The sequence below is a fragment of the Bradyrhizobium sp. Kon10 genome (genome assembly GCF_055807395.1).
This window is the reverse complement of the sequence record NZ_JBVVOZ010000001.1, coordinates 449,115-472,197: the sequence shown is the minus strand read 5'-3', so window position 1 is coordinate 472,197 and position 23,083 is coordinate 449,115. Positions and strand designations below refer to the sequence as shown.

The following is a 23,083-nucleotide window of genomic DNA, read 5'->3' as shown; positions in this document are numbered from 1 at the left end:
CGATGAATTTTGATCACGATCTGAAGGCGAGCGTCCGCACCATCCCCGACTATCCCAAACCGGGGATCATGTTCCGCGACATCACCACGCTGCTCGCCGACGCGCGCGCCTTCCGCCGCGCGGTCGATGAGCTGGTCAATCCCTGGGCCGGCAACAAGATCGACAAGGTTGCCGGCATGGAGGCGCGCGGGTTCATCATCGGCGGCGCGGTGGCGCATCAGGTCTCCGCCGGATTCGTGCCGATCCGGAAAAAGGGCAAGCTGCCGCACACCACCGTGCGCATCGCCTATTCGCTGGAATACGGCATCGACGAGATGGAGATGCATGTCGACGCGATCCAGCCCGGCGAGCGTGTCATCCTGGTCGACGATCTCATCGCCACCGGCGGCACCGCGGAAGGCGCGGTGAAGCTGCTGCGCCAGATCGGCGCCAATGTCGTCGCCGCCTGCTTCATCATCGACCTTCCCGAGCTCGGTGGCGCCGCCAAGCTGCGCGCCATGGACGTGCCGGTGCGCACGCTGATGACGTTCGAAGGGCATTGAGCGGTGGCTGCGGCGATCTCAGATCGCCTCGGCTTTCAGCGCGGACCGCCAATGCAGCCAGCGCTCCTTCAGGAGCGCATTGCGGACGTAGTCCGCTTCCTCGTTCTCCAGACGCTCGCACTCGCCAAACGTCAGGCCCGCCTCGCCATGCGTGTTCCACGCGGCCTGGAGGCTGCGGCAGGTGTGGCTGCCTTGGCGCAGCGAGAACCAGATACGGTTCTGGATAGTTTCGAGGTTAGGAGCCTGACCGACCCAGGCCTCGCCCGAGGCCGCGCAGCGAACGGCGAAGATGCCCGCGATGGTCTTGCGTTCCTTGTAGGCGGCGATGGCTGCTTTCCGGTCAGTGCTCACGGGCGTGGGGCCTTGTTGAGGGGATGCCGATGGGCTCCTCAGTAGGCGCGATCCTGCTCTCCGTCAATATTACCCGGGTAAATAAAGCGCTATGAGCGCTGCAGGATCAGACTGAGCTCGAGCTCCCGGAACGAAAGGTAATTCCGGCGGACCCACTGATGCAGCTCGGTCGAGGAGTCCTTCTCCTGGCGCAGATAGCCGGTGAAGGAGAAGGTCAGCCGGTCAATATAGGTCTTCAGGAACCCGGGCAGCGCCGGCAGGCGCAGCAGGCGGCCGTCGGCCATGGCAGGCGGCAACTCGCCGCGGATGATGAATTCATTGTCCACAATGATCAGGTTCATCCGCGGGATCTGCCCGCGCAGCATCTCATGGGCGCGGGCGGAGACGCGGTCGGTATCGGCGACGAACAGGATCATCGGCGCGACATGCCGGCGCGCCGCCTCTTTCAGCAGCCCGATCTCGTCGGTCATCTTGAAGAACTCGTCGAAGGCGTGGAAGCCGAGGTCGATCACCTTGGCAATCCCATCATCGACGATGACGCGGTCCATCAGCTGCATCTTGCCGAACGTGTCGATCACATCGGCCGTTTCGGTGATCTTCGGCAGATAGTCGAGCAGCGACGGCTCCTTCAGATTGACGTCGAAGGCCGCGACATTGCCGTTCTTGAGCAGCAGGAATTCGCTCAAGAGCCGCGCCAGCAGCGTCTTGCCGACCTGCGGGCGGGGCGAGCAGATGATGTAGAGGGGCGTTGCGGACATCTTGAGCTTATCTGAGCGAACTCACCGCCCCAATCCAGCCGTATCCGCACGTCGCTCGCAACTATTTTTCGCTGCTGCGGGCCCCAGCCTTGGTCGAGCCGACGATGTCGGTCAGCCGGATCCGGTCGAACTCGCTCCAGACGTTCGCGAGCCAGTGCCGGACATACCCGCGCAGCACGAAGGAATAGTTCGCGGCCTCGTCGTTGATGCCCTTGTTGGCGACGAATTTCAGGAACGGAACGGAGGAGACTTCGACCTGCTCATAGGCCATTTCGTTGAGCTTGGGGATGGTCAGCTCGGTCGCGTCCTTGATGCGGTGGAAGTAGGAATTATAGGTCGCCTGATCCCACTGGAAGAACTGGGTGTCGTTGATGAAGTTCTTGACCAGGAAATATTTTGCGCCGGACATGAAATTCGCGGTCTCGGCGATTTCGTCAAGCGAGGCGATCGAGGGGCCCAGGATGTGGAACACCGCGAAGGTGATCTGACCGGCCTTGGCGGCATCGAGAAAGCCGATGTCGCGCAACGAGGCGAGCGCAGGCGAGAGCAGGCCGGCGCGGACGTCGATCACTGTGACCGACGGGCTTGTCGCGTTGAGCGTATCGAAGATCTTCATCTGATCCGACGTCGTCGTCATGTCGACGATCTCGGTGATATCGGGATGGAAGCGCTTCAGCGTTCCGCGCGGCGACTCCGTGTCGAAGGCGCGCGTCGGCACGTTGTTGGCGGAAAAATAATCGAGCAAGGTGCGCGACACCGTGGTCTTGCCGACCCCGCCCTTGTCCGCGCCCACCACAACCACTGCCGGCTTTGCCATTGCTGTCCCCTAACGCGCGCCCCCGATCGCGAGGTCGCAATCGGCCGGGCCCCAAATCGATGTCCCAAGAAGGTCCCAAGTCTGCTGTTGGGCGCGAACATGGCAGAAACAAGGGAGAATTCAATTCCGCAGGCCACGCTTGCGGCAATTCCCGTGGTTTTTCCCAAGCGCCGGGAAATACGCCGCAACTTGCTGCAAATCACGCGTTCAATGGCGGCCCCAAGGACCTATGGGGTTGCCTAACGGATTGCCGGGCGTGGTTCCGGAGGGGCTTGGTGCAGGCACGGGAGGCGGACTGGTCTGACTGCCTGCGTCGTTCCACGGACCGTGCGGCAGCGGCGGCGGGGCATTCTGCTGGCCGGTCTGTGCTTCGGGCTCTTCCGTTTCGTCGCTGGGCGGCGGCAGCGGGCCGGGATCATGGCCGCCGGCAAACTTGACCAGCGCGTCGACTCTCGACTGCACCGACGGGTGGGTCGCGAACAGATCGGCAAAGCCCTCGCGCGGATTGTCCAGGCAAAGCTCCATCACCGCCGAAGTCGCGCCCGGCAGTTCGCCGCGGTTCTCGATCTTGCGCAGTGCCGAGATCATGGCGTCGGGGTTCTTGGTCAGCTCGACCGAACCCGCATCCGCCAGATATTCACGCGAGCGCGACAGCGCGAGCTTGACCACCTGCGACACCAGCCAGGCCACCACGATCAGCACGACTGCGATGATGATGACGACGATTGCGCCGCCGCCGGAGCTCTTGCTGTCGCTCGAGGACGAGGACGAACGCGATGACGAGGAGGAGCCGGACGACCACGAGCCGCCGGAACTCCAGCTCAGATTCGTGAACAGGCGGAAGAACAATTCGCCGAAGAAGCCGACCACGCCGGCGATGATGACGGCCACCACCATCAGCTGCACGTCGCCGTTCTTGATGTGGGTCAGCTCGTGACCCAGCACCGCCTCGATCTCCTGGTCATTCAGCGCCTTCAGCAGCCCCGTGGTGACGGTAACGGCATATTGCCGCGGGTTGAGACCGGTCGCGAACGCGTTCAGCGCCGGGCTCTCCATGATCTTCAGCTTCGGCATGGTGATGCCGCGCGAGATGCAGAGGTTTTCGAGCAGATTGTAGAGCCGCGGCTGCTCCTGCCGGGTGACGTCATGGCCGCCGGTCACCGCGTCGATCATCGACTGGTGGAAGAAATAGGCGATCACGATCCAGGCGATCGCCGCGACCGTCGCAAAGGGCGCCGCCTTGAGCAGGTCAGCGAAGGCACGGCTCAGATAAAAGGCGGCGGTCTCGTTGCCGTTGATGACGACTTCGGCGACCAGCGCGCCGGCATAGACCAGTACATAGACCAGCGCGAACAGGCCGGCCAGCAGCAGCATCGAACGAAACTTGTTCGATGCGATGTGCGTGTAGAGACCGTACGCTGCCATGACTGCTTCCGTCTAACCACCGTCATTCCGGGGCAGGCCGCAGGCCTGAACCCGGAATCCAGAGATTGGTGATCTCGAAGAGATTCCGGGTTCGATGCTGCGCATCGCCCCGGAATGACACCGTTTGGTGAGCTGAATCAGAACTTCACCTGGGGCGCCGCTTCGACTTCGGTGCGGGTCGCGCCGAGATCGAAGAAATCCTTCCTGGTGAAGCCGAACATGCCGGCGAACAACGCGGCGGGCATCTGCTGGATGCCGGTGTTGTATTCCTGGACCGCGCTGTTGAAGAAGCGGCGGCTCGCCGCGATCTTGTTCTCGAGATCGGAGAGCTCGCTGGCGAGCTGCTGGAAGTTGGCGTTGGCCTTGAGGTCCGGATAAGCCTCCGACAGCGCGATCAGCCGGCCGAGCGCGCCGGAGAGCTGGTTCTCCGCCGCGGACACCTGCGTCGGCCCCTGCGCCGACATCGCCGAATTGCGCGCCTTGATGACGTCGTCGAGCGTGCCGCGCTCGTGCGAGGCATAGCCCTTCACCGTCTCGACCAGGTTCGGGACCAGATCGTGACGCTGCTTGAGCTGCACGTCGATATCGGCAAAGGCCTGGCCGACGCGCTGGCTCAGCGCCACCAGCCGGTTGTAGGCGCCGAAGGCGAACAGCACGAGGACGACGATAACGCCGAGAACGATCCAGCCGGTCGACATGGAGAACTCCTGAAGGGGATTGAGGCGGGCAGCGTAGACCAAAACGGGGCCGGGGGAGAGCCCGGCGCAGAGGAAAGGTAAGACTTGGTCGAACGGGGAACCATCCGAGTTCAAGGCAAAAGCGGCTAACGAGGTTAACTTTCGGCCGTGGCGGCATCACCCCAGCGCCAGCGCCGTGCATGCGCATAGGCGGGCTTGTCGCGGCGCGGCACCTTCGCGAGTTCGACGCCGTCCTCGGTGCAAAGCTTGGCCGTGATCTCGGCCTTGCCGATGTCCGGCGGCGCCAGCACGCGGGCGGCGCGTGTTGCGGGCGGCGTGCGGGTCAATGCGACGTAGATGAAGCGTTCGTCCTCGAACGGCACGTCGGCGCCTTTGATCTGGCGGTGCGCCTGCGAGCGCGGCAGGCGCTGGTTGAAATGGCACCAATCGGGCGCGATGAGAGGGCAGGGCTTTTCATGCGGGCAGGGCGCGGCGACATAGGCGCCAGCCGCGATCAGCTGCTGGCGCAGTGCGAGGATGCGTGAACAACCGGCAGGCGTGCCGGGCTCGATCACGACCAGCGCATGGCGCGCTTTGGCCCACATCATTTCGGCGAGCTTGCGCTGATCGCTCTCGCCGAGCTCGCCGATGACATAGTTCGCGAAGACGAGATCGGCTTGAGCGACCTCGGCGAGGTTGGTGGCGGCGTCGCCCGGCAAATAGCGGCAATCCGCGAGGCGCGAGCTGTCGTGTGCCAGCTCGAGCGCAAGCCGGCTCAGGGTCGCGTTGGCGTCGAGCAGCGTAAAATCTTGCAATGACGAAAAAGCCTCCGCCGCGGCCCAGCTTGCGGTGCCCGGGCCCGCGCCGACGTCGAGCAGAGTTTCCGGGGCGAACTCCGGCGCGGTCGCGGTCAGTGCGCTCAGGCTTGCGGCGACGGCAGCGTAAGTGGCCGGCATCCGCGCCAGCGCATAGGCGAGCGCATCGGCCTCGGATTTGATCGTGCCGGAGCCGCCGCCGGCGCGATAGGTGGTCGAGATCTTCTGCGATCGCTGCGCCGCGTCGGTGCGCGAGAAGCCCTGGAGCTTCGCGTCGAGGGCTGCCTTTAGCTCAGCGGGAAGCGTGGGCGAGATCATGTTCACCGCCTTCATCCCGGGGCGCGACGAAGTCGCGAAGCCGGGATCTAGAGATCGTCGCGCGAGATTCCGGGCTCGATGCCGCGCATCGCCCCGGAATGACGGTCAATCTTCTCAAGCCACGTTCTGGTCGAGAATGTCCACGGCCTCTTGCAGGTTCACCGACACCAGCTGAGAAACGCCGCGCTCGGCCATGGTGACGCCGAACAGCCGGTTCATGCGCGCCATCGTGATCGGGTTGTGCGTGATGATGATGAAGCGGGTGTCGGTCGAGGCGGTCATCTCGTGCAGCAGGTTGCAGTAGCGTTCGACGTTGTGATCGTCGAGCGGCGCGTCGACTTCGTCCAGCACGCAGATCGGCGACGGATTGGTGAGGAACACCGCAAAGATCAGCGCCATCGCGGTCAGCGCCTGCTCGCCGCCCGAGAGCAGCGACAGGGTCTGCGGCTTTTTGCCAGGCGGCTTGGCGATGATCTCGAGGCCGGCTTCGAGCGGGTCGTCGCTCTCGATCAGATGCAGCGCCGCCTCGCCGCCGCCGAACAGCTCGACGAACAGCCGCTTGAAGTGGTTGTTGACCACCTCGAACGAGGTCAGGAGCCGCTCGCGGGCTTCCTTGTTCAGGCTCTGGATGCCCTGGCGCAGCCGCTTGATGGCTTCGACGAGGTCGTCCCGCTCGGTGGTGAGGCTGGTGTGCTGGGTCTCGACCTCGCGCAGCTCTTCCTCGGCGCGCAAATTGACGGCGCCGAGGCGCTCGCGGTCGCGGCGCAGTTTTTCCAGCTCCTCCTCGGTCTCGCCGAGCGGCGGCAGCTCCGCGCCGGGCTCGATCTCGGCGAGGCCGGCAACGGCCTGCGGCTCGACTTCGAGCATGTCGCGGATCTCGCGCTCGATGTCCTCGAGCCGGCGCCGCGCGCCTTCCATGCGCTCTTCGGCACGCGCGGTGGCCTCGCGGGAGCTCGACAGCGCTTCGAGCGTCAGCTTGGCCGCGCGATCGGTCTCAGCCATCGCGGTTTCGGCGGCGGCGAGCGCGTCGGCAGCGACGCGGCGGTCGTTCTCGGCATATTCGATCTCGGTGATCAGTGCGCTGCGCTTCTCGGCGAAGACGGCGGGCGCGTTCTCGAGATCGCTGCGTTCGATCGAGACTTCGGTGATGCGGGCCTGGATGGTGTCGATGTGGGAGGCCGCGCTGCCCTTGCGGTTCTGCCACTCGGTGCGCTCGGCGAGGATCGCCTGCACGCGGCGGTCGGCAAGTTCGGCCTCGCGTGCCAGCGCCTGCGCCTCGGCGCGGACCTGGGCCGCCATGCGGCGATGTCCCTCGATGTCGCTGCGGACCGCGGCGAGACGGATTTCGGCGTCTTCGCTGGGCGGCAGCTCGGAGATCGCAGCGGCAGCGTATTCATGCGCGGCCTCGGCCTCGGCGCGGTCGGCGGCGAGGCGGCTATGCGCTTCGATCAGCGCCGATTTGCGCGCGGCGTGACGGTTGATCTCGCGTTCGGCGGTGGCATGGCGCTCACGTGCGGCGTTGAGCTCGCGCTGCGCGGCGCGCCAGGCTTCGCGCGATGCGCCCTCGGTGCTGGCCGCCATCTGCAATTCGGCTTCGGCATTCTCCAGCGCCTGGCGCTGGATCTGCGCGTCGATGCGGGCCTGCTCCAGCTCGTTCTCGAGGTCGACGAGGCGCGCGCGCTCGGCAAGCCGGCGCGCGGCACCGGTCGGGGCGTGAGCTGCTGCGACAAAGCCGTCCCAGCGCCAGACGTCGCCTTCGGGCGAAACCAGCCGCTGGCCGGTCTTGAGCTGCGAGACCAGCTCGGCGCCGCGCTCGCGCGGCACCACGCCGATCTGCGCCAGGCGGCGCGCCAGCTCGGCCGGCGCCTGCACATGATCGGCAAGCGGCACGACGCCATCGGGCAGCGCCGGATCGCCATCGGTCACGCCGGCATTGGTCCAGCGCATCGGCGCCGACGGATCCACGGGCGCGTCGAGATCGTCGCCAAGCGCTGCGCCGATCGCCTTTTCAAAACCCTTGTCGACGGTGATGCCGTCGATGATCGGCGGCCACAGATTCTTGGTCTCGCCATTGACGATCTTGGCGATCGTTCGCGCTTCGGTCTCGAGCCGCTGCACGCGCTTGTCGGCCTCGTTTAGCGGCGAGCGCGAGGATTCCAGCGTCTGGCGCGCGGCGACGTGGGCCGCTTCGCTCGCCTGGGCTGCGGCTTCCGAAGCCGCCAGCGTCTGCCCGGCGTTCTCGACTGCGGCAGTCAGCTCGTCGAGATCGCCGAATCCGCCGGTCTCGTCCGCGAGCTTCTGCTCTTCCGCGGCGACATTGGCGATCTCCTGGTCGAGCCGGGCGAGCTTGTCGCGGTGGGTGCGAACATTGGCCTCGAGCTGGTTGCGCTTGGCCGTGAGGTCGGCGAGCGCGGTGGTGAGCTCGGAGAACTGCCCTTCGGCCTCGGTCAGCGTTGCCTCGGCTTCGGCCACGCGCTCGTCGACGCCGGAGCGCTTCTCGACACGCGACTTGATCTCTTCCTTGAGTTCCGCGTCCTCAGCGTCGAGCCGCTCGAGCGCGACGTCGGCATCCATGGTCTGCTGTTGGGCCCGGGCGATGTCGCCCTCGAACTGCGCCAGGCGCCGTTCGAGCTCGGCGACGCGCTCCTTGGCGCGCTCCTCCTCGCGATCGAGCAGTTCGCGAGCATTGGTGAGGCGCTGAAGCCCCGCCGCGGCGCGGGCTTCGGCATCGCGCAATGCCGGCATTTCGGCAGCGCGGATCGCCTGGATGCGCGCGGCTTCGGCCTGGTGCTGGGTGCGCTCGGCCATCTCGCGGACCGCGAGATCATGGGTGTGGCCGGACTCGTTCACGTCGGCATGGGCGCCGATCCAGCGCAGGTGGAACAGGGTTGCTTCGGCCTTGCGGACCTTGGACGCGACCTCGCGATAGCGCACGGCCTGGCGGGCCTGCTTCTTGAGGCCTTCCATCTGGCCCGCGAGCTGGCCGATCACGTCCTCGACGCGGGTGAGGTTGGTTTCGGCCGCCTTCAGCCGCAGCTCGGCTTCGTGGCGGCGGGCGTGCAGGCCGGCGACGCCGGCGGCGTCTTCCAGCACGCGGCGGCGCTGCTCGGGCTTGGTCTGGATGATCTCGCCGATCTTGCCCTGGTGAACGAGGGCCGGCGAGCGCGCGCCGGTGGCGGCGTCCGCAAACAGGATCTGCACGTCGCGGGCGCGCACGTCGCGGCCGTTGATGCGATAGACCGAACCCGCCTCGCGCTCGATGCGGCGGGAGATTTCGAGAAGCTGGCTGTCGTTCATCGCCGCCGGCGCGGTGCGATCGGCGTTGTCGATCGTCATCGTCACTTCGGCGTGGTTGCGCGCCGGGCGGTTGCCGGAGCCCGCGAAGATGACCGCGTCCATGTCGGCGGCGCGCAGCGATTTGTACGAGGTCTCGCCCATCGCCCAGCGCAGCGCCTCGACCAGATTCGACTTGCCGCAGCCATTGGGTCCGACCACGCCGGTCAGGCCGGGCTCGATGACGAAGTCCGTGGGCTCAACGAAGGACTTGAATCCGTGTAGGCGCAGGCGGGTGATTTTCATAAGCACGCATCTCTGTTGACAGGGCGCGAATCTCCCTGCCGGGACAATACCATGGAAGGTAATGTCGCTGTCTGGTGAGTCGCCCAAGGCTACTCATGCGGCTGGACAATGGCCGTGGTGCGCCGTGAGGGCAACCTGCGAAAGCCGCTTTTCCCAAGGGATTTATGACGGGAAAGATACGGCTTTGGATGCGCGAATCAGGTGTTGAATCTTCGGATCAGCTCTTCAGCAGCGGATTGATCTTTTTCGCGAATTCCTCGAACGAGGCCTCGCCCTTGATCTTCTCGCCATTGATGAAGAAGGTCGGCGTGGAATCGACCTTCAACACGTCGCTCGCGTATTTCTGGTCGGCGGCGATCTTGTCGAGCAGCGCCTGGTCCTTCAGGCAGGTTTCGACCTGCTGCTGGGTGAGGCCGGCCTGCTTACCGATCCGCGTCAGTGTCTCCGTGGTGTTCTTCACCACCCAATCGCTCTGCTGGCGGAACAGCATGTCGGTGACGGCGAAATATTTTGGCGCGTCGCCGTTGGCGATGCAGCGCGACAGCATCGAGCCGGCGGCCGCTTTGATGTCGAGCGGGAACTCGCGGAAGATATAACGCACCTTGCCGGTGTCGATGTATTCCGACTTGATCTTGGGGAACACCTGCTCGTTGAAGGCCGCGCAATGCGGGCAGGTCATCGAGGCGTATTCGGTGATGGTGACGGCGGCGTCCTTCGGGCCCAGCGCCATGTCGGGCAGCGAGACTGGCTTGGCCACATCCGCGGCGCTCTGTGCCATCGCCTCCGAGATGAACCGCAGCGGCGAGAGCCCGGCGAGCGCGGCAAGCCCGGTCAGCGACAGCATCGTGGTGAAGGCGCGGCGGGTGATGATCAAGGTCGGCTCCCGAATTGGCGTGGTCTCGCCCGAACTTCGTAGCAGGGTTCCGGGCGGCCTGTCGCTAGCTTGAAACGTGGTTTGAGGCAATGGCGGGCCGCAAGGACAGGTCCAGATTGGTCGCAGAATAAGGCTCAATTTCGCTTGATGGCGGCGCCGAGCCGGGCCAGCGCCGTTTTCAATTGTTCATCTTCGATCTCCCCGAGCTCTTCCGCCACCTTGGCGACAGCCTTGGGGTCCGGCGGACCCGGCCGCATTGGGCGCCGGGTGCGCGACAGGGGAGCCTGGCGAAAGGCGAGCTTGCCGACCGCGCTCCAGCCGAAGAAGCGGTTGACCCGCTCCAGGATCACATCGGCCGAGTGCTGGATCTCCAGCGCCATCGGGCCCTCGACCCGCAGCACCAGCGTCGCCGGCTCCTGCGGCTGGCCCTCGACCGGCCGCGGCCACTGCATCTTGAGGGGCTCGGCATGGGCGGCGATCTCCGGCCCGGCGATCTGCGCCCATCGCGTCACCAGCTCGCGCGCGGCAAAGCCCTGCTTGGCGTAGGCCTCGGCAAAGACGTCGTTGAGCAGCAGCGACAGCGGCTTGGCGCTGATCGGGCCGGGTTTGGAAAAGCGCGCCATAGCTAGGCGGCCGCGCGCGGCCGGATGGCCTTCAAGTCGCGATCTATCTCGCGCCGCCGCTGCATCAGATCGTAATCCATCTGGAGGCCCAGAAAAAAGCCCTCTGACAGCCCAAAATAGCGGGCGAGCCGCAGGTCCGTGTCAGCTGTAATGTCACGCTTGCCCAGGACGATCTCGTTGATCCGCCGTGGCGGCACGCGAACCGCGCGCGCCAGCGCGTTCTGGCTGAGCTCCATCGGCTTCAAAAACTCCTCCAGCAGGATTTCGCCCGGATGGGGATTGCGGAGCAGCCCGCTCCTAGCCGTGGTAATCGACGATTTCGACATCTCTCGGTCCTCCGTCGTCCCAAACAAAGCAGATGCGCCACTGATCGTTGATCCGGATCGAATACTGGCCCTGGCGGTCGGCCTTCAGCGCTTCGAGCCGATTGCCCGGAGGAACCCTGAGGTCAGCCACAACCCGTGCCTGGTTCAACAAACGCAGTTTTCGCAAGGCGGCATTCTGAATGTCGGGCGGCAATTTTCGGCTTCGCCGTCCGGACCAGATCAACTCGGTCTCGGCGTTCGCAAAGCTCTGGATCATGTGCGTGTATAACGTAAGGCGTTATAGCGCGCAACGACGGGGACACGCTGGCCACAGATCGAATCCTCCCTTAGTAAAGGCAAATGCCTTCCACGACCACGCTCAAGAGGGAACGTAGCCCAGCGGCGAGCACCTTATCGGGTAGCCCCGAATTGCTGCTCGCCTGGTACGACCGCCACCGCCGCCGATTGCCGTGGCGAGCCGGTCCCGGCGAGACGTCGGATCCCTACCGCGTCTGGCTATCCGAGATCATGCTCCAGCAGACCACGGTGAAGGCGGTCGGGCCCTATTTCGAAAAGTTCGTCGCGCGCTGGCCTGACGTCACGGCGCTGGGCCGGGCCTCGCAGGACGAGGTGCTGCGGATGTGGGCCGGGCTCGGCTATTACTCCCGCGCTCGCCATCTCTATGCTTGCGCGGTGGCGGTGACGCGCGAGCATGGCGGGGTCTTTCCCGACACGGAGGAGGGCCTGCGCGCGCTGCCGGGGATCGGGCCTTACACCGCAGCCGCGATCGCGGCGATCGCGTTCGATCGCCGCACCATGCCGGTCGACGGCAATATCGAGCGGGTGGTGTCGCGGCTGTTCGCGGTCGAACAGGAATTGCCGCAGGCCAAGCCGGTGATCCAGCAACTGGCGGCGACGCTGCTCGCCGATACGCGTGCCGGCGACAGCGCGCAGGCGCTGATGGATCTGGGCGCCTCGATCTGTACGCCGAAGAAGCCGGCCTGCTCGCTCTGTCCGCTCAACGAGGGTTGCACGGCGCGCGCGCGAGGGACGCAGGAGAGCTTTCCGCGCAAGGCGCCGAAGAAGAGCGGGAGCTTGCGGCGCGGCGCCGCCTTCGTCGTCACGCGTGGTGACGAATTGCTGGTTCGATCCCGTCCCGAAAAAGGCCTGCTCGGCGGCATGACCGAGGTGCCCGGCTCGGACTGGCTGGCCGGACAAGACGATGCGGCGGCGAAACAACAGGCGCCTGAATTGAAGGGCCTCTCGCGCTGGCAGCGCAAGGTCGGCGTGGTCACCCACGTCTTCACGCATTTCCCGCTGGAACTCGTGGTCTACACGGCGAAGGCAGCGGCTCGCACCCGCGCGCCGGCAGGGATGCGCTGGGTGCCGATCGCGACCCTTGCCGACGAAGCACTGCCCAACGTCATGCGCAAGGTGATCGCGCAGGCGCTGGACCTCGCGCCGGCCGCATCCTCCTGACACCATGCTGGCAGCAGAGCTGCGTTAACAGCGGGGCGAAACGGAGCTTCGCATGATCAAGACCGCGCTCGACGATTTTCGAAGGCCGCCCTGTGCCGAGCTGCTGGGATGGCGGCTGCTCGATGCCCGTCCCGAAGATGGTTGGATCAAGCTCGCTTTCGAAGGCAAGCCCGAGTTCTGCAATCCGGCGGGCTTTATCCAGGGCGGCATGCTCTCGGCCATGCTCGACGACACAATGGGCCCCGCCGTGCTCGTGATGAGCGAGGGCCGGCTCTACACCACCACCATCAGCATGACGGTCAATTTCCTGGCCCCCGCAAAGCCCGGGCCGATCACCGCCGAGGCCAAGGTGACGCAGCTCGGCAAGACGATTGCATTCGTCGAGGCCAGGCTGATGGCCGCGGACGGCACGGTGCTGGCAACCGCGACGGCCAGCGAGCGGCTGCTGGAAGCGGCGAGGGTGGTGCTCTAGCTTTCCGATTTTGCCACGCGCTCCGCTTCCCTTCTCCCCTTGTGGGAGAAGGTGGCGCGAAGCGCCGGATGAGGGGTCAGTTCAGCGAGCTCAATTGCCAGAGATGTATTCGCGGAGACAACCCCTCACCCGAGTAAGTCTGCGTCCACCAGCGTCGCTGCCCTCTCCCACAAGGGGCGAGGGCACATTAAGTCGCATCTCGCTCGTAGCGTCGCACGACAGAGGTCGAGCCGAACTCAGCCCCCCACCCGCTTCGCGCCCCCGCTCACGATCGGCGGTTTCGCGTTCAGCGCCTCGACCTGGAAACCCGCGACGCGCTTGTAGTTCGCGGCGACATCCTCGAGCTCCTGCTGCGACAGCACGTCGGTGACGACCGCGTAGCCGTCGGGCGCGCGCTCTTCGACGAGCTGCATCACCTGCTCGGGGCCGTTCTTGCGGTTGAGCAGGACGAGGTCGGTGGTCGCAGGCCTCCGCTCGGTCTCGTAGGCGAGCAGCGCCGCTTGCGTCGGGCCATGCGCCAGGATCTCGCGGGTGATGGTACGGGCATCGAGGATCGCCTGCGAGGCGCCGTTCGAGCCGATCGGGTACATCGGATGCGCGGCGTCGCCCATCAGCGTGACGCGGCCGAAGGTCCATTGCGACACCGGATCGCGGTCGACCAGCGGATATTCATAGGCGTGCGGGCAGGCCTTGATCAGGCCGGGCACATCGAGCCAGTCGAACTGCCAGCTCTCGAACCAGGGCAGGAATTCTTCCAGCCGCGCCGTCCGATTGTAGTCCTCGCGGCGCCACTGATAGGTCGGCGGCATGTGGCGCTCGGCGACCCAGTTGATCAGGTGGTTGCCGGCCGCGTCTGGCTGTTTCGAGATCGGGTAGCAGACGAATTTCAGGATCTCATGGCCGGCCATGATCATGGTGCGGCCGGTGAGGAAGGATTTTGACGGCGTGACACCGCGCCACAGGATGCGGCCATTCCAGATCGGCGGCCCCTCCTGCGGATAGAGCTTCTCTCGCGCGGCGGAATGGATGCCGTCGGCGGCGATCAGCAGTGTTCCGTCGTAAGTGCCCGCCGGCTTACCGGTCGCCTTGTCGACGAAGTCGGCGCGCACGCCGTCGGCGGTCTCGGTCCAGCCGGTCAGATGATGGCTGGTCAGAATATTCTCGCGGCCGAGCCGTTCGACCGCGGTGTCGAGCAGCAGCTGCTGGAGCGTGCCGCGATGGATCGAGAATTGCGGCCATTTGTAACCGGCCTCGAGCCCGCGCGGCTCGCTCCAGATCGGCTTCCCGTGCTTGGAGAAATAGGCGAGCTCGCGCGTGCGCACGCCGCTCGCGTCGAGCTTGTCCATGAGGCCAAGCTCGATCAGCTCGCGCACCGCATGCGGCAGCACGTTGATGCCGACGCCGAGCGGCTTCAGCTCCGCGACGCTCTCGAACACTTTCACGGGAACACCGATTCCGCGCAGGCTGAGCGCAAGCGTCAGCCCGCCGATGCCGCCACCGGCGATGAGTACGGTCATGAAAAGCCCCTCCGATTGCGGGCGTCTTGGCACGAGCGGGCGCCGGTGGGCAACTGCGAAGAGGATGTGGTACTATGGACCAGGGGGCCGGCCGCCGTTAATTTCCAGCTTTCCCATGAGGTCCGACATGCTCAAGCTGTACTACGCCACCGGCACCTGCGCGCTCGCCACCTACATCACCCTCGAAGAGGCCGGCGCCGACTACGCGGCGGAACGGTTGAGCTTCAAGGACAACCAGCAGAACAGCCCGGCCTATCTCGCGATCAATCCGAAGGGCCGCGTCCCCGCCCTGGTGACGGATCGTGGCGTCCTCACCGAGACGCCGGCGATGCTGGCCTATCTCGCGCAGACCTTCCCCAACGCGAAACTCGCGCCGCTCGACGATCCCTTCGACTTCGCCCAGGTCCAGTCGTTCAACTCCTATCTCTGCTCGACCGTGCACATCAACCATGCCCACAAGATGCGCGGTGCGCGCTGGGCAACGCAAGAGAGCTCGTTCGCCGATATGAAGGCGATGGTCCCGAAGACCATGGGCGCGTGCTTTGCCCTGATCGAGCAGAGGATGTTCAAAGGGCCGTGGGTGATGGGCGATCAGTTCACGATCTGCGACCCCTATCTCTACACGCTGTCCACCTGGCTCGAAGGCGACAGCGTCGACATCAACGCGACGCCGAAGATCGCCGATCACTTCAAGCGCATGTCCGGCCGCCCGGCCGTGCGCAAGGTGATGGACGCGCAGAAGGGGTGAAGGCTCTTGTAGGGTGGGCAAAGGTGCGCAGCGCCGTGCCCACCATCGTTCCATGCTATGAAAGAGTGGTGGGCACGCTGCGCTTTGCCCACCCTACAAGAGTTAGCGCTTGGCTTGGTCCAGCTCCCGTTCCGTCTCCAGCATCAGCCGCCGCAGCCAGATTGAGCCCTGGTCCATCTGCGCCCGCGTCGGATGGAACATGAACTGCTCGTCGATGCCGGGATCGAGCGGCGGCGTCACGGTGACCAGCCCGAATTGCCGCGACAGCGCCGCGATCCACGCGCAATGACGCGTGGACCTTTCATGACAGCAAGACGCGATCAGGCGACCTTCGTGGTCATGTGCTTGAACATGTTGCCGCGGGCCTCATCGTCCATCTCGGCCTTGAAGGTGAACTTGTCCTTCAGCGCGAGGGCACGCGTCGCCGCAGGGCGCGCCGAGATTTCGTCCACCAGCCGCTTCACATTTGGGTATCGCGCAAAGGCGTCGTCGCCGAGCTTGAACGGCACCATCCGCGCCCAGCCCCACAGCGCCATGTCGACGATCGAATAGCTGTCGGCGACCATGTAGCGGCGGCCTTTGAGGTGACCGTCGAGGATCTTGTAGTGGCGATCGGTCTCGTACTGGTAGCGGTTATGGGCGTAGTCGTGGTTCTGGTCCTTCGGCGCAAAATGCTTGAAGTGCACGGCCTGACCGGAATACGGCCCCACGCCGGTGGCGATGAACATCAGCCAGGACAGGGTCTCGCCGCGCGCGCTGGCCGCGGGCAGGAATTTTCCGGTCTTCTCGGCGAGATAGAGCAAGATGGCGTTGCTGTCGAAAACGATCGTGCCCGCGTCGTCGATCGCCGGCACCTTGCCGTTCGGATTGATCTTCAAATAGTCCGGCGTGAACTGCTCGCCCTTGCGGGTGTCGATCTTCACGGGCTCGAACGGCAGGCCAGCCTCTTCGAGATAAAGCGCGACCTTGGTCGGGTTCGGCGATCCGTTGAAATAGAATTTGAGCATGTTGTCTCCCCGATTGCGTTTTTGCAGAACAATGCAGCGTCGTGCCGCGGGCGGCCTTGTCTTGCTGAACCTGTCCGAAAGCACAAGCGGCGAGTTTGCCGTGCGGCATCCGCGCGTCGTGCAGATCAGCCGGCGTAACAGAGGCCGATTGCCGCCGTAATCACCATGGCCGCGCCCACGGCCTCGAGCCGCAACGCCAGTCGCGTCGCCGCGTGCACGTTTGACGCCTGGGTGGCGCGCTCCGACCCCCGCGCATAGCCGTGAACGATGACGTCGTGATTGAAGCTGTTGTGGGCCTCGTTGCTGCTGGCGAGCCCGACGCAGACCACGAGCACGCCGAACAGGGCGAGCCCGAAAAATCCCAGCAGCCCGATCAGGAACATCGGAAACATACCGACCAGGAAGATCGGCAGCAGCGGCACCAGCAGCAATGTCTCGGACTGTCGTCGCATCGGACCGGCCGGGTCGGGGCGGGAGTGATGATGCTATCGCAGTTTCAGCGGGTGCGGCGTTCAAGAAGTCGTCATTCCGGGGCGGGCGTTTGCGCGAGCCCGGAATGACGGTGGATGGGACTTATCCCGCTCCCATACCCGCGCGGATTTCGGCGCGGAGTTCGTCGATCAGCTTGAGGCCCTTCTTGGTCTCGATATGCCAGAAGGTCCAGCCATTGCAGGCCTGCGCGCCCTGCGCGACGGCGCCGATACGATGGATCGAGCCGACCTTGTCGCCGAACATGATGGCGCCGTCGGCACGCACCAGCGCGCCGAGCTTCTTCTTGGCGTCGAACAGCTTGGTGCCGGGCATGATCATGCCGCGCTCGATCAATTCGGAGAACGCGACCCGCGGCGCTTCGCGCGCGGTCATGAACGGAGCGAGGCTTGCTTCCGGCAACGGCTCGACCGCGGCGATGCGGGCCTCCGCCGCCTTGGCATAGACCTTGTCGCGCTCGAAGCCGATATAGGAGCGGCCGAGGCGTTTTGCGACGGCGCCTGTGGTCCCGGTGCCGTTGAAGGGATCGATCACGAGATCGCCGGGTTTCGACGACGACAGCAGCACGCGCGCGAGCAGGCCTTCCGGCTTCTGCGTCGGGTGAACCTTCTTGCCATCGGCGCCCTTGAGGCGCTCCTCGCCGGTGCAGAGCGGGATCAGCCAGTCGGAACGTGCCTGCACGTCCTCGTTGGCAGCCTTCAGCGCTTCGTAGTTGAAAGTATAGCCCTTGGCCTTCTCGTCGCGCGCGGCCCAGATCATGGTCTCGTGCGCGTTGGTGAAGCGGCGGCCGCGGAAATTCGGCATCGGATTCGACTTGCGCCAGACGATGTCGTTCAGGAGCCAGAAGCCGAGGTCCTGCATGATGGCGCCGACGCGGAAGATGTTGTGATAGGAGCCGATCACCCAGATCGTCGCCGATGGCTTCATCGCAGCGCGCGCGGCGAGCAGCCAGGCGCGACTGAAATCGTCATAGGCGGAAAACGATTCGAACTTGTCCCACTCGTCGTTGACGGCGTCGACATGGGATTCGTCGGGGCGCTTGAGGTCGCCCTTGAGCTGGAGATTGTAGGGCGGATCGGCGAACACGAGGTCGACCGAACCGGCCTGAAGCTTCGACATCTCGGCGACGCAATCACCGAGGATGATGCGATGCGAGGCGGATTCAAAATTTGTGCGGGGCGCCCTTGCAGACGCCCCGCGACGCGACTCTACCATGACTCAAGAACTCTGACTCAGGCGACGCTGTCGGCGACGCGGGACCAAACAACCGACTGGCCGTTACATTGAAGCGTCAAAGTAAAAATCGACTTAACCCGCTGGTTTTGTGAGCAGGCATCGCATCGCGCGTTGCGCCCGGTTCGTCGCGCGCATTCGCCGTGTTTTGCAGTGTATTTCTGATTTCTTCGCGTTGCGGGAGCATCTCGATCCCGAAAAGGACTCCAATTTCCCTCGGAAAAAATTGCACGACCCTCGGAAAATATTGCTGGCACCGGCACGCTGTCGCACTAGGCAACTTTTGCCGAGCGCGATATTGATGCAACGGAAATTTTACATGTGTGGCGCGTTGAGCTTTGGCGCATTTGTGCCCAGATGATGCCACAAGGACTGAGGGAAGCCCGCCATGCGATATGATGATTTCCGCCGCAGCGACGACGTTGAAGATCGTCGCGGCGATGATGGCGGCGGCGGTGGAGGCGGCGGGTTCGGCCTTCCGATGGGCGGCGGCGGGCTCGGCATCGGGACCGTCATCGTGCTCGGCCTGATCGGCTACGCGTTCGGCATCGATCCGCGCATCCTGATCGGCGGCGCCGAGATCCTCACCGGCGGCGGCCAGGCACCGAGCTACCAGACCGATCGCCAGTCCTCGACCGCCAAGCGCGGCGCGCCGACGGACGAGATGGGCAGCATGATCTCCGGCGTGCTCGGCGAGATCGACGATCGCTGGAGCGAGATATTCAAGGCCAGCGGCCAGTCCTACACCGGCCCTAAGATCGTGCTGTTCCGCAACGCCACCAATGGCGGCCGCTGCGGCATGGCGCAGTCGGCGATGGGCCCGTTCTACTGCCCGCCGGACCGCACCATCTTCCTCGATACCGGCTTCTTCCGCGAGGTCGAGACGCGCTTCCACGGCTGCTCCGGCAATGCCTGCAAGTTCACCGCGGCCTACATCATCGCGCATGAGGCGGGCCATCACATTCAGAACCTGCTCGGCATCATTCCGCGCGTGACGCGGCTGCAGCAGCAGGCCGGCAGCAAGGCCGAGTCCAATGCATTGCAGGTGAAGGTGGAGCTCCAGGCCGACTGCCTGTCGGGCGTCTGGGTCAACCGCGAGGAGAAGAAGCGGCCGGGCTTCCTCGAGGCCGGCGACATCGACGCGGCCCTGACCACGGCAAGCGCGATCGGCGACGACACGCTGCAGCGCCAGGCCACCGGGCGCGTGGTGCCGGATTCCTTCACCCACGGTTCAGCCGAGCAGCGCAAGCGCTGGTTCATGACCGGCTACCAGCGCGGCACGGTGGACGCCTGCAACACGTTCGGCAGCGGGTCGTTGTAGTTATCCGTCATCCTGAGGTGCTCGCCTCTTCGGCGAGCCTCGGAGGATGGCGGCGGTGGTTGTGAAGCAGGAGTGAAGCCCGTGGCCTCCATCGACGAAACAAAACAGTTCATCCCGCTCAACATCGCCGTGCTGACGGTCTCCGACACGCGCGCGCTCGCCGACGACAAGTCCGGCCAGACGCTCGCGGATCGCCTGACCGCAGCGGGCCATCATCTCGCCGCGCGGGAGATCGTCACCGACGATGTCGAGGCGATCCGCGCGGTGATTCGCCGCTGGGTTGCGGATACCAGCGTCGACGTCGTCATCACCACCGGCGGCACCGGTTTCACCGGGCGCGACGTCACGCCGGAGGCGATCGAGCCGCTGTTCGAGAAGCGCATGGACGGTTTTTCGATCGCGTTCCACATGCTGAGCCACGCCAAGATCGGCACGTCGACAATCCAGAGCCGCGCCACCGCGGGCGTCGCGGGCGCGACCTACATCTTCTGCCTCCCTGGTTCTCCCGGCGCCTGCCGCGACGGCTGGGACGGCATCCTCAAACCCCAACTCGACTACCGCACGCGCCCCTGCAATTTCGTCGAGATCATGCCGCGGCTGGACGAACATTTGCGCAGGCCAAAGGCCCAAGGCGCGACGGTGTAGTCTTCCTCCTTCTCCCCACATGTCCGCCAAAGCCTTGGCGAAGGCGGATGTGGGAGAAGGTGGCGCGAAGCGCCGGATGAGGGGTATCTATCCGCACGCACCATTGCAAAAGAGTCGTTCGCGGAGACAAACCCCTCACCCAAGCGAGCTCGCGTCTGCCAGCGTCGCTGCCTCTCCCACAAGGGGCGAGGGCACATTCATGCGCATCGCGCCCGCTGCTGCAGCATCAGAGATCCCGCTCCCAGGTTTCCCCAATCAGATCCTGGCCGAAGCTGTGATGCGGCTCGGTCGCGACCAGCTTGAATCCTGCGCTCCGATAAATGCCGCGCGCGGCGACCAGGATGCTCTGGGTCCACAACGTCATTTTGCTGTAGCCTCTCTCGCGCGCGCCCTGGAGGCATTGCTCGACCAGTGCGCGGCCGACACCCAGTCCCCGCGCTTTCTTCTCCACCTGCAACAGGCGCAGCTTCGCGATCTCGTCCGTGGCCTTCACCAAGAAGATCGAGCCGACCGGCTCGCCAGCCACTTCCGCGATCCAGCAGTGCTCGCGCGCGGCGTCATAGCTCTTGATGAACTGTGCGCAGATCTCGGCGACCAGCGCCTCGTAGCTGATATCCCAGTTGTAGTCGGCCGCGTAGGCGGCGGCCTGTCGCGAGATGACCCAGCCCATGTCACCGACCCGATGGCTGCGCAGCACGAAAGCCGTGGGCTGGCTTCGACGTTGCTCCAGCACAGCCTCGATGGTCGCCATGGCCTGCGTGAGCCGCTTTGCATCGTCAGCCGCCAGGGGAGCCAGCATGGCGGCGACCTCGTTTTGCGAGCCGAGGTTCAGCTTTGCGAAAGTTTGACGGCCCTTCGCAGTGAGGCAGAGCTGGTATTGCCTGCGATCTGCGGGCAGGGGCTTTCGCGTAATCAAGCCTTTTTCGTCGAAGCTTTGGACGATGCGGCTGAGATAGCCGGGATCGAGGCCAAGCTCGGTCCCGATCTCCTTTGCCGCAAGGTCGTCGCGATGCGCGAGTTCATAGAGCACGCGCGCCTCACTGAGCGAAAACGGGCTTTTTCCCACATGCTGGTCGAGCACACCCAGCTTGCGGGTGTAGAAGCGGTTGAAGGCGCGAACCGCTGCGATGGCATCCTCGGTACCGTTGATTGTCATTTGACGCACCTCGATACTTGCCATCGTCAAACAATTCTTTGACTTTGGCAAGTATTAGATGCGTGTCAGCCGACCATGACAATCCGGCTCCGCAGCAGCGTCCGGGAGGAACGGCCGAGCCGCCGCAGCAGCTGCGCTTCGGAACGGCGGGCTTGGGGCGGATAACCCCCAATCCGGTCGTAATGATCACGCGCGATCAAAAGTCCCTGATCGGCCAGCGGGCCGGCAAGCTTGCGCAGGACGAAGCGCAGGACGTCACGGTATCCGGTATCAGAATAGGGGGAACGGGCGTAGCGGAACACGGCCGCACGATCCCGGCCGCTCGATGAGACGGCCTGGATGAATTGGGTGGTCTCGTCGATCCAGCCGGTCTCCAGCACGGCCCCGGCGGGGAGGAACATCAGCCAGGGCGAACGGGCCTGCAGCGCGCCGGCAGCGAGGGCTGCACCTTGCGACGAACCCTCGTAGCCGATGAAACGGCAGCCCGCGACATCGGCAACGCGCTCGATGACGCCGTTGCGGGTGCCGTCGACGAGGAGAACTTCGCGGACGACGCCGGCCGCAGCACCGGGGACCAGCGCGGCCAGACTTGCGACCGCCGTCTGCTCGACGCCGTCGGTCGGAATGATGACGCTCAGCATGATTTGGGCTTCGGTGTCTGCGACTTCGGGAGAAGCGTAGCCTGTTATGACGGTGTCATAAACACCCGGCGTCGCCGAGTGCAACTTTTTGGCACGCTTCGGCTTGCGATGGTAAATCCCCGTCTGTCCAACGCAGCCAAATGTGTCGCGCGCGGGTGGCAAGATTGCCAAATGTTTCGGCAGCGGTGCCGACTCCGTAGAAAGCCGGGTCGCGCAAGGAGGATATTCGCGTGAATGTCGATCAACTCTCCATTGGCACTCCGCCAATATCGTCGAAGCAGGACGCCGCGCCGACCTTGCGGATCCGCGCCCTGATGCTGGGCGACCGCATCAATGCATCAGGCCTCGATATCGGCACGCTGGTGTCCTCGACGCCCGCCGCCTTCCGGATCCATGCCGGCCTGGCCGTGATCTTCCGTTACGGCGTCGTGGTGCTGATCGGCCTGCTTCCTTCCGAGGAGAAGGTTCTGATCGACAGCCTCAAGCCGCGGGTCACCGGCGAGTTCAGCCCCTATGAAGAGGAGACCGCACAGGCGCAGCTTTGCAGCGACGAAAGCGCCGAGGCGATCCAGCCGGGCGGGCCGATCTGCCTTGCCAAATTCTCCGACGACCGGCTGCTGCTGGTTGCGGACGCACTTGCCAAGAGCACGTCGCTGGCGCGCGACGAGCGGCGCGTCGCCGCGGTCTTCGACGTCATCGAGCCCTTTGCGCGCGAGCTCGCCGAGCACGGCCGCACGCCGCGCCGGCGCAAGGGCATTCTGCAACTGATCGGCAACGCGCTGCTGGTGCAGCAGCGCGTTGCTGGCCGTGTTGCTGTCGCCGAGAAGCCCGACGTGCTCTGGGAGAAGCCGGAGCTCGACCGGCTCTATGCCCGTCTCGAAGACGAGTACGAGCTGAAGGAGCGCCTCGACACGCTCGAGCGCAAGCTCACGGCAGTGTCGGCGACCGCCAACGCGCTGACGGACATCATCGACACCCAGCGTTCCCTCCGCCTCGAAATCGCGGTGGTGATACTGATCGTGATCGAAGTCGCGATCGGCTGTTTTCAGATTTATACCGGCATTCACTGAGCAGGAAGAAGTCCGCACAGGCGCGTCGCTGGAGCAATCCGGTCCGCGAGCGAGATGCGCGTGACCGTGCCCTCGCCCCCTATGGGAGAGGGCAGCATCGTGAGGAGACGCAAACTCACTTGGGTGAGGGTATGTCTCCACACGCTTGCATGCCGCATTCTCGTCATTGCGAGCGCAGCGAAGCAATCCAGAATCCCACCGCATAGCCAGTCTGGATTGCT

24 protein-coding genes and 1 pseudogene are annotated in these 23,083 nt (G+C 64.9%); 7 read left to right on the top strand and 18 right to left on the bottom strand.

The features are described from left to right. Positions 1-2: 2 nt before the first annotated feature. Positions 3-542: an adenine phosphoribosyltransferase gene (locus AC0L2O_RS02300; protein ID WP_045005226.1), complete on the top strand. Its 540-nt coding sequence runs from the start codon at positions 3-5 to the stop codon at positions 540-542. Positions 543-560: 18 nt separating this feature from the next. On the opposite strand, the gene AC0L2O_RS02295 is transcribed toward AC0L2O_RS02300, so the two are convergent. From AC0L2O_RS02295 to AC0L2O_RS02245, 11 genes are all read right to left on the bottom strand, one after another. After that, positions 561-893, bottom strand: a complete 333-nt coding sequence (locus tag AC0L2O_RS02295; RefSeq protein ID WP_473368529.1) for a GIY-YIG nuclease family protein — start codon at positions 891-893, stop codon at positions 561-563. Between the two features lie 89 nt (positions 894-982). Further along, positions 983-1,651: a hypothetical protein gene (locus AC0L2O_RS02290; protein WP_369725872.1), complete on the bottom strand. Its 669-nt coding sequence runs from the start codon at positions 1,649-1,651 to the stop codon at positions 983-985. A 61-nt stretch (positions 1,652-1,712) separates the two neighbouring features. Then, entirely contained in the window at positions 1,713-2,468 is a 756-nt protein-coding gene (locus AC0L2O_RS02285) for a P-loop NTPase family protein (protein ID WP_369725871.1), read from the bottom strand. 207 nt (positions 2,469-2,675) lie between these two features. After that, a complete protein-coding gene (locus AC0L2O_RS02280; protein ID WP_473368528.1) occupies positions 2,676-3,893 on the bottom strand; it encodes a M48 family metallopeptidase in 1,218 nt (405 codons plus the stop codon). 137 nt (positions 3,894-4,030) lie between these two features. Then, on the bottom strand, positions 4,031-4,591 hold the full coding sequence (locus AC0L2O_RS02275) for a LemA family protein (protein WP_369725869.1): 561 nt from the start codon (positions 4,589-4,591) through the stop codon (positions 4,031-4,033). A gap of 134 nt (positions 4,592-4,725) precedes the next feature. Continuing rightward, the gene (locus AC0L2O_RS02270) at positions 4,726-5,703 is read right to left on the bottom strand and encodes a small ribosomal subunit Rsm22 family protein (RefSeq protein ID WP_473368527.1); all 978 of its coding nucleotides are present in this window, start codon (positions 5,701-5,703) and stop codon (positions 4,726-4,728) included. A gap of 114 nt (positions 5,704-5,817) precedes the next feature. After that, on the bottom strand, positions 5,818-9,282 hold the full coding sequence (locus tag AC0L2O_RS02265) for a chromosome segregation SMC family protein (protein ID WP_473368526.1): 3,465 nt from the start codon (positions 9,280-9,282) through the stop codon (positions 5,818-5,820). Positions 9,283-9,499: 217 nt separating this feature from the next. Next, positions 9,500-10,156, bottom strand: a complete 657-nt coding sequence (locus AC0L2O_RS02260) for a DsbA family protein (RefSeq protein WP_369725866.1) — start codon at positions 10,154-10,156, stop codon at positions 9,500-9,502. A gap of 134 nt (positions 10,157-10,290) precedes the next feature. Beyond that, on the bottom strand, positions 10,291-10,779 hold the full coding sequence (locus AC0L2O_RS02255) for a DUF721 domain-containing protein (protein ID WP_369725865.1): 489 nt from the start codon (positions 10,777-10,779) through the stop codon (positions 10,291-10,293). Between the two features lie 2 nt (positions 10,780-10,781). After that, positions 10,782-11,105 (bottom strand): HigA family addiction module antitoxin, encoded by a 324-nt coding sequence (locus AC0L2O_RS02250; RefSeq protein ID WP_369725864.1) that lies wholly within the window; start codon positions 11,103-11,105, stop codon positions 10,782-10,784. Then, complete coding sequence (locus AC0L2O_RS02245) at positions 11,077-11,361, bottom strand: type II toxin-antitoxin system RelE/ParE family toxin (RefSeq protein WP_369725863.1); 285 nt, start codon at positions 11,359-11,361, stop codon at positions 11,077-11,079. Before AC0L2O_RS02245 ends, AC0L2O_RS02250 begins: the two co-directional genes overlap by 29 nt. Before the next feature lie 83 nt (positions 11,362-11,444). Between AC0L2O_RS02245 and mutY the strand changes: the two genes are divergently transcribed. Both mutY and AC0L2O_RS02235 read left to right on the top strand, forming a co-directional pair. Next, positions 11,445-12,563 (top strand): A/G-specific adenine glycosylase, encoded by a 1,119-nt coding sequence (gene mutY, locus AC0L2O_RS02240; RefSeq protein WP_473368525.1) that lies wholly within the window; start codon positions 11,445-11,447, stop codon positions 12,561-12,563. A 52-nt stretch (positions 12,564-12,615) separates the two neighbouring features. Beyond that, a complete protein-coding gene (locus AC0L2O_RS02235) occupies positions 12,616-13,035 on the top strand; it encodes a PaaI family thioesterase (protein ID WP_369725862.1) in 420 nt (139 codons plus the stop codon). A 236-nt stretch (positions 13,036-13,271) separates the two neighbouring features. On the opposite strand, the gene AC0L2O_RS02230 is transcribed toward AC0L2O_RS02235, so the two are convergent. Beyond that, positions 13,272-14,552 (bottom strand): flavin-dependent oxidoreductase, encoded by a 1,281-nt coding sequence (locus AC0L2O_RS02230; RefSeq protein ID WP_473368524.1) that lies wholly within the window; start codon positions 14,550-14,552, stop codon positions 13,272-13,274. 127 nt (positions 14,553-14,679) lie between these two features. Between AC0L2O_RS02230 and AC0L2O_RS02225 the strand changes: the two genes are divergently transcribed. Continuing rightward, the gene (locus AC0L2O_RS02225) at positions 14,680-15,300 is read left to right on the top strand and encodes a glutathione S-transferase family protein (RefSeq protein WP_409189944.1); all 621 of its coding nucleotides are present in this window, start codon (positions 14,680-14,682) and stop codon (positions 15,298-15,300) included. A 102-nt stretch (positions 15,301-15,402) separates the two neighbouring features. Here the strand turns inward: AC0L2O_RS02225 and AC0L2O_RS02220 are convergent. The 4 genes and pseudogenes from AC0L2O_RS02220 to AC0L2O_RS02205 form a co-directional block, all read right to left on the bottom strand. Further along, a pseudogene (locus AC0L2O_RS02220) lies at positions 15,403-15,576 on the bottom strand (LysR family transcriptional regulator); the annotation flags it as partial. Positions 15,577-15,620: 44 nt separating this feature from the next. Next, positions 15,621-16,307: a glutathione S-transferase family protein gene (locus tag AC0L2O_RS02215; RefSeq protein ID WP_473368523.1), complete on the bottom strand. Its 687-nt coding sequence runs from the start codon at positions 16,305-16,307 to the stop codon at positions 15,621-15,623. A 125-nt stretch (positions 16,308-16,432) separates the two neighbouring features. Then, positions 16,433-16,759, bottom strand: coding sequence for a hypothetical protein (locus AC0L2O_RS02210; RefSeq protein ID WP_473368522.1), 327 nt, complete (start codon positions 16,757-16,759; stop codon positions 16,433-16,435). Positions 16,760-16,880: 121 nt separating this feature from the next. Continuing rightward, on the bottom strand, positions 16,881-18,011 hold the full coding sequence (locus AC0L2O_RS02205; protein ID WP_473368521.1) for a DNA methyltransferase: 1,131 nt from the start codon (positions 18,009-18,011) through the stop codon (positions 16,881-16,883). Positions 18,012-18,417: 406 nt separating this feature from the next. Here AC0L2O_RS02205 and ypfJ point away from each other — a divergent pair, with 406 nt between their 5' ends. Next, positions 18,418-19,350, top strand: coding sequence for a KPN_02809 family neutral zinc metallopeptidase (ypfJ, locus tag AC0L2O_RS02200; protein WP_369725857.1), 933 nt, complete (start codon positions 18,418-18,420; stop codon positions 19,348-19,350). Positions 19,351-19,431: 81 nt separating this feature from the next. Then, on the top strand, positions 19,432-19,995 hold the full coding sequence (moaB, locus tag AC0L2O_RS02195; RefSeq protein ID WP_473368520.1) for a molybdenum cofactor biosynthesis protein B: 564 nt from the start codon (positions 19,432-19,434) through the stop codon (positions 19,993-19,995). A 226-nt stretch (positions 19,996-20,221) separates the two neighbouring features. Here the strand turns inward: moaB and AC0L2O_RS02190 are convergent, their stop codons facing one another. Continuing rightward, positions 20,222-21,151, bottom strand: coding sequence for a bifunctional helix-turn-helix transcriptional regulator/GNAT family N-acetyltransferase (locus AC0L2O_RS02190; protein ID WP_473368519.1), 930 nt, complete (start codon positions 21,149-21,151; stop codon positions 20,222-20,224). Between the two features lie 65 nt (positions 21,152-21,216). Next, a complete protein-coding gene (locus AC0L2O_RS02185) occupies positions 21,217-21,792 on the bottom strand; it encodes a glycosyltransferase family protein (RefSeq protein ID WP_369725855.1) in 576 nt (191 codons plus the stop codon). Positions 21,793-22,022: 230 nt separating this feature from the next. Between AC0L2O_RS02185 and AC0L2O_RS02180 the strand changes: the two genes are divergently transcribed. Beyond that, a complete protein-coding gene (locus AC0L2O_RS02180) occupies positions 22,023-22,862 on the top strand; it encodes an RMD1 family protein (protein WP_369725854.1) in 840 nt (279 codons plus the stop codon). Positions 22,863-23,083: the final 221 nt, after the last annotated feature.